The 15,963-nt window shown below is 67.1% G+C and carries 16 protein-coding genes, 1 tRNA gene and 2 pseudogenes; 13 read left to right on the forward strand and 6 right to left on the reverse strand.

Annotated elements, in window-relative coordinates; translation table 11 throughout:
* Positions 1–114 precede the first annotated feature (114 nt).
* Positions 115–1,692: a lysine--tRNA ligase gene (locus tag LRS12_RS07480; protein WP_257844014.1), complete on the reverse strand. Its 1,578-nt coding sequence runs from the start codon at positions 1,690–1,692 to the stop codon at positions 115–117.
* 228 nt (positions 1,693–1,920) lie between these two features.
* On the opposite strand from LRS12_RS07480, the gene LRS12_RS07485 reads away from it, so the two are divergent.
* The 3 genes from LRS12_RS07485 (at position 1,921) to LRS12_RS07495 (ending at position 4,321) form a co-directional block, all read left to right on the forward strand.
* On the forward strand, positions 1,921–2,169 hold the full coding sequence (locus tag LRS12_RS07485; protein ID WP_257844015.1) for a FeoA family protein: 249 nt from the start codon (positions 1,921–1,923) through the stop codon (positions 2,167–2,169).
* Positions 2,166–4,013, forward strand: a complete 1,848-nt coding sequence (locus LRS12_RS07490) for a ferrous iron transporter B (RefSeq protein WP_257844016.1) — start codon at positions 2,166–2,168, stop codon at positions 4,011–4,013. The genes LRS12_RS07485 and LRS12_RS07490 overlap by 4 nt, the downstream gene beginning before the upstream one ends.
* A gap of 158 nt (positions 4,014–4,171) precedes the next feature.
* Positions 4,172–4,321 (forward strand): hypothetical protein, encoded by a 150-nt coding sequence (locus tag LRS12_RS07495; protein WP_257844017.1) that lies wholly within the window; start codon positions 4,172–4,174, stop codon positions 4,319–4,321.
* 322 nt (positions 4,322–4,643) lie between these two features.
* Here the strand turns inward: LRS12_RS07495 and LRS12_RS07500 are convergent, their stop codons facing one another.
* The gene (locus tag LRS12_RS07500) at positions 4,644–4,817 is read right to left on the reverse strand and encodes a DUF4169 family protein (RefSeq protein WP_257844019.1); all 174 of its coding nucleotides are present in this window, start codon (positions 4,815–4,817) and stop codon (positions 4,644–4,646) included.
* Between the two features lie 35 nt (positions 4,818–4,852).
* Here LRS12_RS07500 and ssb point away from each other — a divergent pair, with 35 nt between their 5' ends.
* On the forward strand, positions 4,853–5,422 hold the full coding sequence (gene ssb / locus LRS12_RS07505) for a single-stranded DNA-binding protein (protein WP_257844020.1): 570 nt from the start codon (positions 4,853–4,855) through the stop codon (positions 5,420–5,422).
* A 76-nt stretch (positions 5,423–5,498) separates the two neighbouring features.
* On the opposite strand, the gene LRS12_RS07510 is transcribed toward ssb, so the two are convergent.
* A tRNA-Leu gene (locus LRS12_RS07510) sits at positions 5,499–5,585 on the reverse strand.
* 119 nt (positions 5,586–5,704) lie between these two features.
* Between LRS12_RS07510 and LRS12_RS07515 the strand changes: the two are divergent.
* Together LRS12_RS07515 and LRS12_RS07520 are read left to right on the forward strand one after the other, a co-directional pair.
* Positions 5,705–6,184 (forward strand): annotated as a pseudogene (locus LRS12_RS07515) (MATE family efflux transporter); the annotation flags it as partial.
* Between the two features lie 409 nt (positions 6,185–6,593).
* Positions 6,594–7,064, forward strand: coding sequence for an MATE family efflux transporter (locus tag LRS12_RS07520; protein ID WP_257845458.1), 471 nt, complete (start codon positions 6,594–6,596; stop codon positions 7,062–7,064).
* On the opposite strand, the gene LRS12_RS07525 is transcribed toward LRS12_RS07520, so the two are convergent.
* On the reverse strand, positions 7,036–7,713 hold the full coding sequence (locus LRS12_RS07525) for an MJ0042-type zinc finger domain-containing protein (RefSeq protein ID WP_257844021.1): 678 nt from the start codon (positions 7,711–7,713) through the stop codon (positions 7,036–7,038). The genes LRS12_RS07520 and LRS12_RS07525 overlap by 29 nt on opposite strands.
* A 187-nt stretch (positions 7,714–7,900) precedes the next feature.
* Between LRS12_RS07525 and ftsE the strand changes: the two are divergent.
* From ftsE to LRS12_RS07545, 4 genes and pseudogenes are all read left to right on the forward strand, one after another.
* Positions 7,901–8,591 (forward strand): annotated as a pseudogene (gene ftsE / locus LRS12_RS07530) (cell division ATP-binding protein FtsE); the annotation flags it as partial.
* Between the two features lie 16 nt (positions 8,592–8,607).
* Complete coding sequence (locus LRS12_RS07535; RefSeq protein WP_257844022.1) at positions 8,608–9,495, forward strand: ABC transporter permease; 888 nt, start codon at positions 8,608–8,610, stop codon at positions 9,493–9,495.
* Positions 9,492–10,034, forward strand: coding sequence for a YdcF family protein (locus LRS12_RS07540; protein WP_257844023.1), 543 nt, complete (start codon positions 9,492–9,494; stop codon positions 10,032–10,034). The genes LRS12_RS07535 and LRS12_RS07540 overlap by 4 nt, the downstream gene beginning before the upstream one ends.
* Entirely contained in the window at positions 10,027–10,725 is a 699-nt protein-coding gene (locus tag LRS12_RS07545; RefSeq protein ID WP_257844024.1) for a 1-acyl-sn-glycerol-3-phosphate acyltransferase, read from the forward strand. Before LRS12_RS07540 ends, LRS12_RS07545 begins: the two co-directional genes overlap by 8 nt.
* Here LRS12_RS07545 and LRS12_RS07550 read toward each other — a convergent pair.
* Together LRS12_RS07550 and hisC are read right to left on the reverse strand one after the other, a co-directional pair.
* The gene (locus LRS12_RS07550; RefSeq protein ID WP_257844025.1) at positions 10,722–11,471 is read right to left on the reverse strand and encodes a prephenate dehydrogenase/arogenate dehydrogenase family protein; all 750 of its coding nucleotides are present in this window, start codon (positions 11,469–11,471) and stop codon (positions 10,722–10,724) included. The two genes, LRS12_RS07545 and LRS12_RS07550, sit on opposite strands and share 4 nt — an antisense overlap.
* Positions 11,468–12,574 carry a histidinol-phosphate transaminase gene (hisC, locus tag LRS12_RS07555; protein ID WP_257845459.1) on the reverse strand — a complete coding sequence of 369 codons (1,107 nt, stop codon included), beginning with the start codon at positions 12,572–12,574 and terminating at the stop codon, positions 11,468–11,470. The genes LRS12_RS07550 and hisC overlap by 4 nt, the downstream gene beginning before the upstream one ends.
* 251 nt (positions 12,575–12,825) lie before the next feature.
* On the opposite strand from hisC, the gene LRS12_RS07560 reads away from it, so the two are divergent.
* The 3 genes from LRS12_RS07560 to metW are packed head-to-tail and all read left to right on the forward strand — an operon-like array spanning position 12,826 to position 15,955.
* Entirely contained in the window at positions 12,826–14,220 is a 1,395-nt protein-coding gene (locus LRS12_RS07560; protein ID WP_257844026.1) for an NAD(P)/FAD-dependent oxidoreductase, read from the forward strand.
* Positions 14,221–14,252: 32 nt separating this feature from the next.
* Entirely contained in the window at positions 14,253–15,368 is a 1,116-nt protein-coding gene (locus LRS12_RS07565; protein WP_257844027.1) for a homoserine O-acetyltransferase, read from the forward strand.
* Positions 15,365–15,955, forward strand: a complete 591-nt coding sequence (gene metW, locus LRS12_RS07570) for a methionine biosynthesis protein MetW (protein ID WP_257844028.1) — start codon at positions 15,365–15,367, stop codon at positions 15,953–15,955. The genes LRS12_RS07565 and metW overlap by 4 nt, the downstream gene beginning before the upstream one ends.
* The last annotated feature ends 8 nt before the right edge of the window (positions 15,956–15,963 follow it).

The raw sequence follows: 15,963 nt of genomic DNA on the forward strand, positions 1-15,963 counted from the left end.
GACTCAAACGGGCCGGACGGCAAAACAGCGGCAATCGAGGCATCGAGCCTCGCTTGCCACTAAACCCACCCCTTGCCCCTCCCTTTCAGGGAGGGGAGAAGATGTCGGCGCAAGCTACGCCTTCGCCAGCGCCTCGGCGATCAGCTTGCGGCTGTTCTCCACACCATAGAGCGCGATAAAGCTCCCCATGCGCGGTCCCTGCGAGCTGCCCAGCAGCGTTTCGTACAGCGCCTTGAACCAGTCGCGCAGCGCTTCCTTGCCGAACCGCGCCTTGCCGATTTCATAGACGATGTTCTGCAGATCCTCCGCCGAGGCATCCGCCCCCGCCTCGGCAAGCTGGGCGTCCAGATCGCGCAAGGCATCGACCTCCACCCCCTCGGGTGCACGCCGCACCGGCTTCTCGGCCACGTCGCGGACATAGGCGATCGCATAGCCGATCAGCGCATCCAGCTCGGGCCATTGCTCCGCGCTCGCGCCGGGGAGGTAGTTGGCGAGATAGCCCCAGACCTGCTCCCTGGTCGCCTCGCGCATTACACCGACCAGATTGAGCAACAGCCCGAACGTCACCGGCAACGTCCCCGCGGGCGGCGGCCCGTTATGAATATGATGCACCGGATTGCCCAGCCGCTGCTCGACCGGCTGCTCGGCATAGGCGGCGCGGAATTGCCAGTAATCGTCCACCGCGCGCGGGATCAGCCCCAGATGCAGCGCCTTGGCCTTTTTCGGCTCGCGATAGATGTAGAAGGCGAGGCTCTCGTCGGGGCCATAGGTCAGCCACTGCTCGATCGACAGGCCGTTGCCCTTGGTCTTGCTGATCTTCTCACCCTTGGCGTCGAGGAACAGCTCGTAGTTGAACCCCTCGGGCGGCCGGGCGCCCAGCACGCGCGCGATCTTGCCCGATTGCGTCACCGAATCGATCAGGTCCTTGCCCGACATCTCGTAATCGACGCCCAAAGCGACCCAGCGCATCGCCCAGTCAGCCTTCCACTGCAGCTTCGACTTGCCGCCAAAGATGCTCTGCTCGATCCGCTCGCCATCGCTGTCGGTGAACGCGATCATCCCCGTCTCCGGGTCGAGCACCTCGATCGGCACCTGCAGCACGATCCCCGTCTTCGGGCTGATCGGCAGCACGGGCGAATAGGTAGCCTGCCGCTCGGCGCGCAGCGTCGGCAGCATCACGTCCATGATGCCCTGATAGTTGCGCAGCACCGAGCGCAGCGCATCGTCGAACTTGCCCGACCCGTAATAGTCGGTGGACGAGGCGAACTCGTAATCGAACCCGAAGCGATCGAGGAAATCGCGCAGCATCGCATTGTTGTGCGCGGCAAAGCTCTCATATTTGCCGAACGGGTCGGGCACCTTGGTCAACGGATGGCCGATATACTCCGCCAGCATCCCACCGTTCGGCACATTGTCCGGCACCTTGCGCAGCCCGTCCATATCGTCGCTGAACGCGATCAGCCGCGTCGGCTGGTCGGACAGCGTCTCGAACGCGCGCCGCACCATCGTGGTGCGCAGCACTTCGTTGAACGTCCCGATATGCGGCAGCCCCGACGGGCCATAGCCGGTCTCGAACAGCACCGGCGCACCGCCGGGCTTCCCCTCCGGATAGCGCTTGAGCAGCTTGCGCGCCTCTTCATAGGGCCAGGCCTTGGAGGTGAGCGCGGCGTCGCGGAGAATGCTGTCGGTCATCTGTATCTGTCTATGTGAAGGCAAAGCCTGCGGGTGCGCGAAGGCGCGCCGATTTGCAACCTGCCAATTCCTCCCCGGAACGGGGAGGGGGACCATGCGCAGCATGGTGGAGGGGGGATCGAAGCAAGCGCATCGGTTCAAAGAGGCTCCCTCCCCCGCCAGTGCAGGATATCATGTCACGTTATTCCCGCTGGCTTTTCCCCGTCGCTCTTGATAATCGCTCGCAACATGACCGACTCCCTCGCGCGTGCGCCGCGCAATCTCCCTGCCACCGTCGCCACGATCGACTGGTCCGCGCTCGCCCCGCACGAGGCACGCCGCCTGCGCGAGTTCGGGCTGGACGAAGGGGTCGAGGTCGAACTGATCCGCCCGGTCGGCTGGTTCGGCGGCCCCGCCGCGGTGCGCATCGGGCGGATGACGGTCGCGCTGCGCCGCCACATCGTCCAGGCGATCCACCTCAAGGCGCCCGCCGCATGAACGCCCAGCCGCTCGTCGCGCTGGTCGGCAACCCCAATGCCGGCAAGACCGCCTTGTTCAACGCGCTCACCGGCGCGCGGCAAAAGGTCGGCAATTATCCCGGCGTCACGGTCGAGCGCCATTCGGGCCGCCTCGCGCTCAACGATGGCCGCCCGGTCGAGCTGGTCGACCTGCCCGGCACCTACAGTCTCGATCCGTCCAGCCCCGACGAAGCGGTCACCCGCGACGTCGTGCTCGGCAAGCAGGAAGGCGAGCGCCTCCCCGACGCGCTGATCGTCGTCGCCGACGCCTCCAACCTCGAAAACCATCTGCGCTTCGTGCTCCAGCTGCGCCAGCTCGGCCGCCCGATGGTGGTCGCGCTCAACATGATCGACATGGCGACCCGCGACGGCCTGACGATCGATGCCGACCAGCTCTCCGCCGAACTCGGCGTGCCGGTCGTCACCACCGTCGCGGTGCGCAAGCGCGGCCTCGACGCGCTGCGCGTCGCGCTCGACGGCGTGCTTCGGGCAAGCCGACCCGCCGCGCCCGCCACCCCCGACGCGGACATCACCCATTTCCAGCGCGACGCGCGTCGCATCGCCGCGCTCGCCATCACCGATCAACCGCGTAGCCGCGCCTTCACCCGCGCGGTCGACAATGTCGTGCTCCACCCGGTTGCGGGCTGGCTGATCCTGATCGCGCTCTTCTTCGTGATGTTCCAGGCGGTCTACAGCTGGTCCGAAGCCCCGATCGGCTGGATCGAGGGGACCCAGGAATGGCTCGGCGCGCATGCGCAGGCCAATCTCCCCAGCGGTTTCATCGGCGATCTGGTGACCCAGGGGATCATCGCCGGCGTCGGATCGGTTGTGGTGTTCCTGCCCCAGATCCTCATCCTGTTCTTCTTCATCCTGCTGCTCGAAGCGAGCGGATACATGGTCCGCGCCGCCTTCCTGATGGACCGGCTGATGTCGCTCGTCGGCCTGTCGGGCCGCGCCTTCATCCCGTTGCTCTCGTCCTTCGCCTGCGCGATTCCGGGCATCATGGCCGCGCGCTCGATCGACGATCCCAAGGAGCGGCTGACCACGATCCTGATCGCCCCGCTGATGACCTGCTCGGCGCGGCTACCGGTCTATATGCTGATCATCGGCGCGTTCATCCCCGCGCGCGACGTGGGCCCGGGCATCGGGCTTCAGGGGCTGGTGCTGTTCGGCCTCTATGTCTTCGGCATCGTCGGCGCGATCCTCGCCGCCTTCGTGCTGCGCCTGACCGCGACGCGCGGCAAGAGCGGCGGCTTCATGATGGAAATGCCGCGCTATCAGCTCCCCTCGCTCCGCGACCTGCTGATCGGCCTGTGGCAGCGCGCCTATGTCTTCCTGCGCCGCGCGGGCACGATCATCATGGGCGTCACCGTCGCCTTGTGGCTGCTCGCCTCCTATCCGGTGGCACCCGAAGGCGTGAAGCAAAGCGAATATTCGGTCGCCGGCCGCATCGCATCGGGCCTTGAAGTCGTCCTCGCCCCGATCGGCTTCAACCATGAAATGAGCCTCGCGGTGATCCCCGCCATGGCCGCGCGCGAAGTCGCGGTCTCCGCGCTCCAGACCGTCTACGCCATCGACGCCCCGGACGAAGAAACCGGCGCCGCCGCGCTCGGCGAGAAACTTGCACAGGGCTGGCCCCTCCCGACCGCCCTCGCCTTCCTCGTCTGGTTCGTCTTCGCCCCGCAATGCCTCTCGACCATCGCGGTCGCGCGGCGTGAGACCAATGGCTGGAAATGGCCGATCGTGATGATCGTCTATCTCTTCGCGGCGGCCTATGTGGCGGCGGGGCTGACCTATTGGACGGCGAAGGGGTTGGGGCTTTAGGGTGGGGTCAATTGGGGCAGCTAACCCTCATTGATTTCCTGAAAGCTGCCGGTCGGCTAACGACCCCATTGTGGTCGTTCCGCCCGCGTCATGGTCTTGGAATGGACGCGCCTTGGATTGCTTTTCCCCAGCTGCCAGCCGGAGACATCGGTTGGCGCATGGGCCCCGGCGAAGATTACTTCGATCGATTTTATCAATGGTTTTCAGCCTTGACGCTGGCCGAGCAAGAAGCGTTCGCAGCTGCTAATCCTCCGCCGGCTGGTTGGCAGCTTTTCTATCAAGGCATTCAAAGCAGCCCGTGGCTGTAAAGGCAGCTAACCACCCAATTCGCGACATTGCGCCGCTCGATCAGGCGGCCTGAAACCCGACATTCGGTAAAGGCTGCGCGGCATTGTCGATCCGCGACCTGCGCTTCGAGAATGGCGACAGCCCAAGTCGGGCCGATGGCGCGAAAACCCGCGACATGTTCGCTTCACCAAATCCGCCGCGCCGCCCGAATCTGTCGGATTCGGCCCGCCCCGCCTTTCGCGACCGCCCATTACTCGCTGATATAGAACGATAATACCGAACATGTTTCCTACATGTTCTCATTCTGCTATACCCTGACCATGGCCAGGCCAAAGTCGAACCTCACTCCCGCCGCGCGCCGTCCAGATTTTCGCAAATCCGGGCGCGCTCGGCTTCGTCCGCCGCTTTCTGCGCCTTGGTGCGCCCGAATTTGGCGCGGTTCTCCACAGCCTTTGCGCTGGCCTGCGCCTTCGCGCGTGCCTTGCGTGCCTTGTTCAGGTTAAGGATATCGGCCATTCGTCTCTCGATATCGATTTACTAGCGGAGTTTCCATGGCGGGCAGCGTCAACAAGGTCATCCTGGTCGGCAATCTCGGGCGCGATCCCGAAAGCCGGTCCTTCTCGAACGGCGGCAAGGTGGTCGAACTGCGCGTCGCCACCTCCGAAAGCTGGAAGGACCGCAACAGCGGCGAGAAGAAGGAGCGCACCGAGTGGCACACGGTCAAGCTGTTCTCCGAGGGGCTCGCCAACGTCGCCGAACGCTATCTGCGGAAGGGCTCGAAAGTCTATCTTGAGGGCCAGCTCCAGACCCGCAAATGGCAGGACCAGCAGGGCCAGGACCGCTATTCGACCGAAATCGTCCTTCAGGGCTTCGACGCCAAGCTGGTGATGCTCGACGGGCCCGGCGGCGCACAGGGCGGCGGTGCGGGCGGCGGTCGCGGTGCCGACGAATGGGGCGGCGGCGATGACGCGTTCGCGGGCCAGTCGAGCAATCGCGGCGGCGGCTTCGGTGGCGGCAGCGGCGGTGGCGGCTATGGCGGCGGCGCGCGCGGTGGCGCGGCCAGCGGCGGCGGCGCTGGCGGCGGCTTCCCCGACGATCTCGACGACGACGTGCCATTCTGATTGTGGCGGCTGGCGCGCGGCACACGCGGCGCGCCATTTCCCCCTAAGGGGTTGGTTTCACTAGATTTTCAAGAAATGGTGCGGCCAAGAAGACTCGAACTTCCACGGGCTTTCGCCCACAACGACCTCAACGTTGCGCGTCTACCAATTCCGCCATGGCCGCACGGATTTCGCACACCGGATCAGACCGGCGGCGGGTAAGGCAGCGGCCCCTAGCAAAGCCCCGGGGGGCATGCAACCTCCCTTTTGTCGAAGCCTCGCTGGCGCTAAGGCGACCCGCCCATGACCTTGTCCATCGAAACCCGCGCGGAGATTCGCCGCATCCTCGCGCTGGCCTGGCCGGTGGTGCTGACCGGCCTCAATTGGACGATCCTGCACGTCACCGACGTGATCGTCGTCGGCCTGGTCAGCACGCATGAGGTCGCGGCGCTTGGGGCCAGCCGCACGCTGACCTTTATCGGCATCGTCGTCGCCCTGGGCTGGCTCACCGGCGTCCTCGTCTTCTCCTCCCGCGCCGACGGGGCAAAGGACTTGCCAGCCACCGGCGCGGTGCTGCGTCAGGGCCTGGTGCTGGGCGGCATCCTGGGCGTGACCAGCGGCGTGCTGCTGTTCGTCCTCGCGCTGCCGATGCTGCTTGGCGTCGGTGTGGATCCCGGCATCGCCCCCGAAGCGGCGCGGGTCGTACAGATCATGGCGATCGCCTACCCGTTTCAGCTGATCATCGTCGCCGCCAGCTTCTTCCTCGAAGGTGTCAGCCGTCCGCGCCGGGTGATGGCGGTCAACCTCTCGATCCTGCCGCTCAACGCGGTCCTCGCCTGGATCCTCGCCACCGGCCAGTTCGGCCTGCCTGCGCTGGGCGCGGTGGGCGCGGCCAGCGCGACGGTGTTCGCGACGATGGTCGGCGCGGTCGCGATGACCGTCGCCGCCCTGACCCTGCCCCGCGCGAAGGAACGCGGCGTGCGCGACTGGAGCGACCTCGGCACGCCCGAAATGTGGCGTGGCGTCGGGCGGCTGATGGCATTCGGTGCGGTGCCTGCGGTCGCATCGGGACTCGAACTGGCCGGTTTCTCGATCCTGATCGCCCTGTCGACGCAGCTCGGCAGAATCGGTCACCCACGCCTTCCAGATCGTCTTTTCGGTCCACAACGTCACCTTCGCCTTCGCGCTTGGCCTGGGTTCAGCCGCAGGCGTGCGCGCGGGCAATGCGGTGGGGGAAGGCGTACCGACACAGGCCGGGCCGCGCACCGGCATCGCCGCAATCCTGGCCGCGCTGATTCTGGGTCTGCTCGCAATTCCGCTCATCTTCACGCCCGCGCTCATCGTTTCGGGCTTTCCCGCGTCCGCCGAAGTGGCGACGCTGGCCGCGCTGATGCTTGCGGTCTGGGCACCATTCATCCTGTTCGACGGGCTTCAGGTGGTGTGCGTCTATGCGCTGCGCTCGCTGGGCGATCAGGTCGCGGCGGGCATCAACGGCATCCTCGCCTTTTTCGTGCTGACCGGCGCGGTCGGCCTGTGGACGGTCCACAATGGCTGGGGGCCGATGGGGCTGGTCTGGGCGTCGGGCAGCGGGATGGTCGCGGCTGCCTTGCTGAATGGCGGACGCCTGTGGTGGATTATTCGCCGCCTTCGCCGGAAAAGCTGAACTGGATCGTCTTGCCGGTCTGCGGCACGTCGAGCTTGCCGCTGTTGAAGTCGAGGCTGCCCCCGGGCGGGAGCGAACGCGGGTCCGGCGTGATCGTCCAGCTATAGACGATCGAGTTATTGCCGTCGCGCAGTTCGGCCAGGATGTTGGGAACGCGCTGCGTCTCCTTGGTCGGGTTCATCACCTGCCCGCTGACCACGAACAGCTCGCCGCCATTCAGGCGCGGTTTGCGCTCGACCGACTGGGCGGTGAAGATCAGCGGGGTCTGCGCCGCACCGACCGGCAGGCCCAGCTGGGCCGCTATGCCCGGCGCACCGGTCCAGATGATCGCCGCCGCGCCCGCAGTCATCGACAGACCGGCAATCGCCGCTGCGGCGGTCCAGCGCTTTTCGGGATTGCGGCGCGGCTTGAACGGCGGCTCATGCGCGAACGGATCATAGTCGCGCGGCTTGTCCTCCGCCGGTGCCGGCTGGGAATAGGCGTCGGCGCGAATCAGATCGGGTACCGGCTTCGTCGCTCCGGCGGTGGCGGCCGAAGTCTGGAACCAGCTATGTTTGCAGCTGGCGCAGCGCACTGTGCGCCCGTCGGCACCGATGGCGGTGTCGGGAACCAGGTAGCGCGTTCGGCATTCGGGACATTCGAGGATCATGGCGGCACGCGTTGCTAGGCAGCTTTCCCAACCCAATATGGAAACCGCCGGTCCCGAATCTAAACACCTGCAGCGCACGAATGGCAAGGGCCGAGTCGTTCCGCCGAGCCGCCCGGCTTGAGCGCGCCCGATGGCTGTGCGATGGCTGGCCCGGGGCAGAAGGATCAGGAGCGGCCGACGCCGGCACATGGCCAATATCGTTCAGTTTGAGAATGTCGGCCTGCGCTATGGCACCGGGACCGAAACGCTGAGCGACGTCAGTTTCACGCTCAGCGCCGGCGCGTTCTATTTCCTGACCGGCGCGTCGGGCGCGGGCAAGACCTCGCTGCTCAAGCTCCTGTACCTCGCCCAGCGACCGACGCGCGGCGTGGTGCGGCTGTTCGGCGAGGATGCGGGCGCATTGCCGCGCCGCCGCCTACCCGGATTCCGTCGCCGCATCGGGGTGGTGTTCCAGGACTTCCGCCTGCTCCCGCATCTCTCGGCCTATGACAATATCGCCCTGCCGCTGCGTGTCGCGGGCATGCCCGAGGGGGGAGATCGAGGCGCCGGTGCGCGAAATGCTCGCCTGGGTGGGTCTGACCGACCGTGGCAAGGCCAAACCGCCGACCTTGTCGGGTGGCGAGCAGCAGCGGATCGCCATTGCGCGTGCGGTGATCACACGCCCGGAGATGCTGGTGGCCGACGAACCGACCGGCAACGTCGATCCCGACATGGCCGAACGGCTGTTGCACCTGTTCGATTCGCTCAACCGGCTCGGCACCACCGTGGTGGTCGCGACGCACGATTTCCACCTGCTCAACCGCATCCCGAACGCGCGGATGATGCGGATCGAAAAGGGGCGGGTGCTCGACCCGACCGGCGCGCTGCGCTTTCCGCCCGATCGGGGGAGGCATGATGGCGATCGGTCGGTCGCGGCCGCATCATCGATGGCTCGACGACGGCCAGCGCACGCGCGCGATGGTGTGGATCATGGCGATCATGCTGTTCCTCACCGTGCTCGCCGGTGCGCTCGGCTTCGGCATGGCCGGGGCGGGACGGTCGCTTGACCGCCAGCTCGCCGGGCGGCTGACCGTCCAGCTGGTCGAGGCGGACGCCGCGCGGCGCGACGCCAATGCCCGCGCGCTGGTGGACCGCATCCGCGCAATTCCGGGCGTGACTCAAGTGGCGGAGGTTGATCGCGCCCGGCTGGCCGAATTGCTCCGCCCCTGGTTGGGCGACGCGGGGCTGGACGCCGAACTGCCGATGCCCGCAATGATCGACGTCGACCTGGCGAACGGCGACCCGGCGCTGATCGCGCGGGTACGTCAGGCCGCGCTGGCGGTGTCGCCTGCGGCAAGGGTGGACCAGCATGCACAATGGCTCTCGCCGGTCGCCGGGTTCATCGCGACGCTCACCTGGGCGGCGGCGGGGCTGGTGCTGTTGATGGCGACGGCGACCACCGCCGTCGTGCTGCTCGCGGCGCGGGCCGGGCTCGACACGCATCGCGACACCATCGCGGTGCTGCACATGCTGGGGTCGACCGATACCCAGGTGGCACGCCTGTTCCAGCGGCGGATCGCGCTCGACACCTTGCTCGGCGGCGCGCTCGGTACGCTCGCCGCGCTGGGTGCGGTCTGGCTGCTCGGGCGACAGACCGCTGGACTGGGGTCGGAGCTGCTCGGCAGCATCGCGCTCGCCGATGCCGACTGGATCCTGCTCGCGCTGGTGCCGCTTGCGTTCGCACTGCTGGCAATGGCAGCGGCGCGGGTCGCGGTGCTGCGGACATTGGGACGAACGCTGTGATCTGGCGCATCCCACTCCTGCTGATACTTGCCTGGGCGATCGGTTTCGGGCTGTTCATGCTCTCGCTGGGCAAGCCGCTCGACGTCGAGGTGAAGACCGATGCGATCGTCGTGCCGACCGGCGGCCCGGGGCGAATCGATCGCGGGATCAAGCTGCTTCAGGCCAAGAGCGCGAAGCGGATGTTGATCACCGGCACTGATCCGACGGTGCGCCCGATCGAACTGGCGGTTGAATACAAGACTCCGCCGCGCCTGTTCCGCTGCTGCATCGATCTTGGTCATGAGGCGGTCGATACCCGCTCCAACGCCGACGAGACCGCTGCCTGGGTCGCGGAGCACGACTATAAGTCGGTGCGGCTGGTCACCGCCGACTGGCACGTCCCGCGCGCCAAGCTGGAACTGGCCAATGCGCTCGGCCCCGATGTCGAGATTCGCGGCGACGGCGTGAGGACCACCGCGAGCTGGTCGATGCTGCTTCGCGAGTATCACAAATATCTGGTCCGCCGGTTCGCGCTGCTGTTCGGGATCGGCGATGGCTGATCGCATCCGGACGCTGATTTTCGCGGTCGTCTTCTATGGCCTTTCGGTGCCCATCGTGCTGGCCGCGCCGCTCGCCGCGCTGTTCGGGACGCCGGCAATCCGGCGCTATTCGATGGCCTGGGCGGGGCTGGGGTTGCTCCTCGCGCACCAGATCCTCGGGATCCGCGTGGCGGTCGAAGGGCGACGTGCGGACGGCCCCGCGCTTTACGCGGTCAAGCATCAGGCGATGTACGAGACGCTGGCGATGGCCGCGATGCTCGACGGCCCGGCGATCGTGATGAAGCAGGAACTGGCGCGCATCCCGGTCTGGGGATGGGTCGCGCGGCGCTATGGCGTGATCGTGATCGACCGCGCCGGATCGGCCAAGGCGCTGCGTGCGATGATGAAGGAAGCGCGCGCGGCGGTGGGGGAGGGGCGATCGGTGGTGATCTTTCCCGAAGGAACCCGCACGCCGCCAGGCGAAACTCCGCCACTGCGTTCTGGCTTTGCCGGGCTGTACCGCGCGATCGGCCTGCCGGTGGTACCAGTCGCGTGCGAGACGGGGAAGGTGTGGCCGCGCAAGGGGCCAAAGCGCCCCGGCACCGTCACCTTCCTGTATGGCGACCCGCTGCCCCCCGGCCTGCCACGCGAGGAAATCGAGGCGGCGGTGCATCGCGGTATCAACGCGTTCGAGCCGGGTTTCGCGCCTTAGTCCGCCGCGCTGCGGTTTCCGGCCTTGAGCGCGCGGGCGAGCAGACCGTTCGCCTCGCCGATGAACTGCTGCGTGATCTCCCCCGCGAAGGGGTTCAAATTCTGGATCGCGAAGAACAATTCCTCGCTGTCGTCGCCGATCAGCGCGCACAGCTCCAGCAGATGCTGATAGCTGTCGGTCTTCAGCTCCTCGTCCGGGATGCGGACATTGACCAGAGTGCGGCCGATCAGATGCGTCAGCGCCTGGACATAGGCCATTTCGCGGTCATGCTCCTCGGCGCTGGTGATCGAGACCTTCAGCCCCAGCTTCCGCCCGAATTCGGCGACACGATGGTGCGCATCGCCGCGTACCGGGCACACGACCAATGGCTGACCCGCCAGTCCGCGCCGGGCACTCTGCGGGCCGAACAGCGGGTGAGTGGCGACGATATCGACGGTGTCGGGCAGCGCCTCGGCCATCCAGCGCGCCGGGAGCATCTTGACCGACGCGACATCGACGACCAGCGCGCCGGGGCGGACATGGGGTGCGATGGCAGCCAGCGTCCGCTCGATCGCCTGCACCGGTACCGCGAGCATCACCACGTCGCACGCCGCGACTGCCTCCAGAGTGTCGGTTGCGACCCCGATCCGCGCCGCATCCTCGGCACAGTCACGCGAATCATGCACGACCACCGTGAAATGATCGCGCAGATGCGTCGCTGCGAGCTGACCGAACCGCCCGAAGCCGATGATCCCGAAGCGCTTCATTGCGCGTCGGCGTCGGCCACCAGCTGCTGGAGGATTGCCGCAACCGCGCGCGTCTCTTCCTCATTGCCGATGGTGATGCGCAGACCGTGTGGCAGGCCCTGTCCGGGCAGCCAGCGGACGATATAGCCCGCGTCCATCAGCCCCTTATACGCCGCCTCGCCGGTCAGCTTGCCCTCGAACAGCACCAGCACGAAATTCGCCTGGCTCGGCACCGCGCGCAGCCCGGCATTGCCAAGCTTGGCGATCTCGTCGCTGAACCAGCGGCGCCATTTGGCATTCTCCGCCTTGCAGCGCCCGACGAAATCATCGTCGTTCAGCGCCGCGATTGCCGCTGCAGTCCCCGCGATCGTGATACTGAAGGGCAGGCGAATACGGTGCATCGCCTCGATGATCGCCGGGCTGGCATAACCCCAACCGACCCGCTCGGCGGCAAGGCCGTACATCTTGGAGAAGGTGCGCGTGACCAGCACGTTGGGCGCGGTCTTGGCCAGCTCCATGCCCCCGTCGTCGACGTCACCCTCGATATACTCGGCATAGGCGTGGTCGAGAACGAGAAGGATGTCGTCGCGCAATCCCGCGTGAAGCCGCGCGATTTCCTCGCGGCTGGCATGGGTGCCGGTCGGGTTGTTGGGGTTGGCGATGAACACGATCCGAGTCCGCTCGGTCACGCACGACAGGATCGCGTCGACATCGGTCGCATAATCCTTGTCCGGCGCGACCACCGGAATCGCACCGACGCGCTTGGTAGCGATCGGGTACACGGTGAAGCCATAGTTGACGTAGATGATCTCGTCGCCCGGCCCGGCGAACGCTCCGGCGGCGAGGTGCAGCACCTCGTCCGAGCCGTTGCCATAGATGATCCGGTCGGGGTCGAGCCCATGCTTGGCGGCCAGCGCCTCGCGCAACTCGGTGCCACTGGCATCAGGGTAGCGCGCGAGGCTGTTCGCGGCAGTCGCGAATGCTGCGCGCGCGGCGGGCGAGGTGCCCAATGGATTCTCGTTCGACGACAGCTTGATCGCCTTGCGGCCATCATCCGTCTTCGACTTGCCCGGCACATAGGGGGCGATGTCCATGATCCACGGCTTGGGTGTCGGTCCTGTCATGCCGGGGGCGATGGCCGATGCGGTCGCAAATCGCAAGGTTTGCGCAATCCCCCTGTGCTAGGGAATGCGCCGCAGGGGGACGAGGATGCGGGGGAACGAGGCGTTTTGGCGCGCATTGCAGCTGGCGCGGCGCGACGATCTGGCAAGGCTGGGGCGAGCAATGCCGGTTCCGGGCCATGAAGGCATCGGGCGGCGCGCGCTGCTGAAAGGAATAGCCGCAGGGGGGGATGGCCGGAGCGCTTGCCGGACCTGTGACGGCTGCGCTGCCCCGCTCCGGGCGGGTCGCGATCGTCGGTGGCGGGATCGCCGGGCTCGCCGCGCTGCACCGGCTGAGCGATGCCGGGATCGAGTGCCGCCTCTACGAAGCGCGCAATCGCATGGGCGGGCGAATGTTCACCCAGCGCACCGGCGACGGGCAATGGTTCGAGGCGGGCGGGCAGCTGGTCAATTCGGACCATGACGACATGCACGCGCTGGCGAAGGCATTCGGCATCCCGATGGTCGATCGCAAGGACGGGCCGCACCAGTCGGTCGTGCTCGACCGCGGGGTATTGGTGCCGCAGAGGGAGCTGGTGCGGCTGCTGACCCCGCTTGCCGCGCGGATCGCGCGCGATTCAGAGGCAGTCGATGCTGATCCACGCGCGGCGGCGGCAATCGATTCGCTGTCGGTCGCGCACTATCTCGACCGCCATGCGCGCCTCATCCCTGATCCCCGCATCCGCCGCCTGATCGAGGCGAGCATCCGCACCGAATATGGCGCCGAACCGGGTGCGTCCTCGGCGCTCCAGCTGATCTTCAACCTGCCCACGGTGAAGGGCGAGCATGTCGAAGTGCTCGCCGGGAGCGACGAGCGCTATGCCATCGCCGGGGGCAGCGGACGGCTGGCCAACGCCATCGCCGACGCGCATCGCGACCGGATCGAAAGCGGCAAGCGGCTGGCGTCGGTGCGCGAGACGGGCGGGGCGCTGCGGCTGACCTTTCTCGACGGGAGCGTGACGGAGGCCGATGTCGCGGTGATCGCGGTGCCCGCACCGATCCTGCGGCAGATCGACTTCGCCGTGCCGCTGTCGGCGCGCTGGCGCGCATTTATTGCGGAGGTGGATCTGGGTGCGAATGAGAAGGTTCAGGTGACGTCGAACGGTACGCCATGGCAGGGGGTGCTGGGGGCTGGCGGCGAACTGTGGGACATCGCCTCGCCCTATGCGCTGGGCTGGGACGGCACGGTGCGGGGCGTGCCGGGCGCGCCGGTATGGACCTGGTATCTGGGCGGCGGACAGGTCGCGGCGGCGCAGGACGCGCCCGAAGCACTCGCCGCCGCCTTTGCCGCGCGGACGGAGGGCGCGATGCCGGGGATCGCCGATGCGGTCGCAGGCGGAGTGGTGCGGCGGACGAACTGGTCGCGCGATGCGCTGACATTGGGCGCCTATACCAACAGCGCGCCGGGCCAACTGACCCGCTTCGCCCCGCTGTTCTGGGTCGAATCCGACGATCCCGCCGAGCGCCAGTCGGCGGTGGCGGGGCGGATCGTATTTGCGGGCGAGCATGTGTCCGATGCCTGGGTCGGCTTCATGAATGGTGGCGCGCAGACTGGGCGGCTGGCGGCGGACGCGATCCTTGCCGCGCGTGGGAAGCGCCGCGCCGCTTGAACGCGGGCGCGCGTCCCCGTAACAGCGCGCAGATGTCGGACGATCCGCGCTTTGGCCTCGACCGCCGCGTGACGCTGCCGGGGCCGCTGCGCCTCGACGGCGGCGTACTGCTGTCGCCGGTCGAGATCGCCTATGAGACCTATGGGACGCTGGCGGCAGACGGCGGCAATGCGATCCTGATCTGTCACGCGTTGACCGGCGATCAGCATGTCGCGTCGGAACATCCGATCACCGGCAAATCCGGCTGGTGGACCCGGATGGTTGGGCCGGGCAAGCCGATCGATCCGGCGCGGCACTTCATCGTCTGCGCCAATGTCCTGGGCAGCTGCATGGGGTCGTCCGGCCCGGCGACGCTCAACCCCGCGACTGGCGCGCCATGGGGCATGAGCTTTCCGGTCATCACCATCCGCGACATGGTGCGCGCACAGGCGATGCTGCTCGACCATCTCGGTGTCGAACGGCTGAAGGCCGTGGTCGGCGGGTCGATGGGGGGAATGCAGGCGCTGAGCTGGCCCGCCACCTTCCCCGATCGGGTCGAGGCGGCGGTGGTGATCGCGTCGACCGCGCGGCATTCGGCGCAGAATATTGCGTTCCACGAAGTCGGGCGTCAGGCGGTGATGGCCGACCCGCGCTGGAATGGCGGTGCCTATTATGAGGGCGAGCCGCCCGCATCGGGCCTCGCCGTCGCTCGGATGGCGGCGCACATCACCTATCTGTCCGAAGCGGGGCTGACCGAGAAATTCGGGCGCAAATTGCAAGCGCGTGAGGCCAAGACCTTCGGCTTCGACGCGGACTTTCAGGTCGAATCCTATCTGCGTCATCAGGGGCTGAGCTTCGTCGACCGGTTCGACGCCAACGCCTATCTCTACATCACCCGCGCGATGGATTATTTCGATCTGGCCGAGGAGCATGGCGGGGTGCTGGCGAATGCGTTTCGCGAGACGAAGGCGCGCTTCTGCCTCGTGAGCTTCGACACCGACTGGCTCTACCCGACCCGCGATTCGCGCAGCATCGTCCATGCGCTCAATGCGGCGGGTGCGCCGGTCAGCTTCGTCGAACTGTCCTCGCCCTTCGGCCATGACGCCTTCCTGCTCGACGCACCCGTGCTGAACCGGGTTGTCGACGGTTTTCTGAGGGCCGGCGAATGAGCGACCTTCGCCCCGACCTCGCGATCATCGCTGCCAATGTCGCGCCGGGCAGCCGCGTGCTCGACGTCGGCTGCGGCGACGGGGCGCTGATGGCGGCGCTGCGTGACCAGCGGCAGGTCGACGCGCGGGGCCTGGAAATCGACGCGCATAATGTCGCCTCCGCAGTCGGACGCGGGTTGTCGGTGATTCAGGGGGATGCCGACACCGACCTTGCCGATTATCCCGACGCCAGCTTCGACTATGCGATCCTGAGCCAGACGTTGCAGACGACGATGCGCCCACATGTCGTGCTCGATCATCTGCTGCGGATCGGCGAGCGCGCGGTCGTGTCCTTCCCCAATTTCGCGCATTGGCGGGTGCGGCTGTCGCTGTTGTGGGGCGGGCGGATGCCGGTAACGCGGCTGTTGCCGGTGGCGTGGTATGAGACGCCGAACATCCACCACGTCACCATCGACGATTTCCGGGCCTATGTCCGCGAGCAGGGGATCACGGTCGAGCAGGCCTGGTTCCTGTCCGGCGATCAGCTGACCAGCGCCGCCGCCGCCAATTTCCGCGCGGAGCACGCCGTCTTCCTGCTGAAGAAATAGTTTTCGAC

It is taken from the genome of Sphingomonas sp. J344, from assembly GCF_024700005.1.
GTDB lineage: Bacteria > Pseudomonadota > Alphaproteobacteria > Sphingomonadales > Sphingomonadaceae > Sphingomonas.

What these genes read in the sequence shown, in the direction of transcription:
- LRS12_RS07485 (WP_257844015.1), top strand. Translation starts at nt 1,921, where the DNA reads ATGACCGACTCCCTCGCGCGTGCGCCGCGCAATCTCCCTGCCACCGTC.
- LRS12_RS07550 (WP_257844025.1), bottom strand. Translation starts at nt 11,471, where the DNA reads ATGAAGCGCTTCGGGATCATCGGCTTCGGGCGGTTCGGTCAGCTCGCA.
- LRS12_RS07535 (WP_257844022.1), top strand. Translation starts at nt 8,608, where the DNA reads ATGGCGATCGGTCGGTCGCGGCCGCATCATCGATGGCTCGACGACGGC.
- LRS12_RS07525 (WP_257844021.1), bottom strand. Translation starts at nt 7,713, where the DNA reads ATGATCCTCGAATGTCCCGAATGCCGAACGCGCTACCTGGTTCCCGAC.
- ssb (WP_257844020.1), top strand. Translation starts at nt 4,853, where the DNA reads ATGGCGGGCAGCGTCAACAAGGTCATCCTGGTCGGCAATCTCGGGCGC.
- LRS12_RS07490 (WP_257844016.1), top strand. Translation starts at nt 2,166, where the DNA reads ATGAACGCCCAGCCGCTCGTCGCGCTGGTCGGCAACCCCAATGCCGGC.
- metW (WP_257844028.1), top strand. Translation starts at nt 15,365, where the DNA reads ATGAGCGACCTTCGCCCCGACCTCGCGATCATCGCTGCCAATGTCGCG.
- hisC (WP_257845459.1), bottom strand. Translation starts at nt 12,574, where the DNA reads ATGACAGGACCGACACCCAAGCCGTGGATCATGGACATCGCCCCCTAT.
- LRS12_RS07545 (WP_257844024.1), top strand. Translation starts at nt 10,027, where the DNA reads ATGGCTGATCGCATCCGGACGCTGATTTTCGCGGTCGTCTTCTATGGC.
- LRS12_RS07565 (WP_257844027.1), top strand. Translation starts at nt 14,253, where the DNA reads ATGTCGGACGATCCGCGCTTTGGCCTCGACCGCCGCGTGACGCTGCCG.
- LRS12_RS07500 (WP_257844019.1), bottom strand. Translation starts at nt 4,817, where the DNA reads ATGGCCGATATCCTTAACCTGAACAAGGCACGCAAGGCACGCGCGAAG.
- LRS12_RS07495 (WP_257844017.1), top strand. Translation starts at nt 4,172, where the DNA reads ATGGGCCCCGGCGAAGATTACTTCGATCGATTTTATCAATGGTTTTCA.
- LRS12_RS07480 (WP_257844014.1), bottom strand. Translation starts at nt 1,692, where the DNA reads ATGACCGACAGCATTCTCCGCGACGCCGCGCTCACCTCCAAGGCCTGG.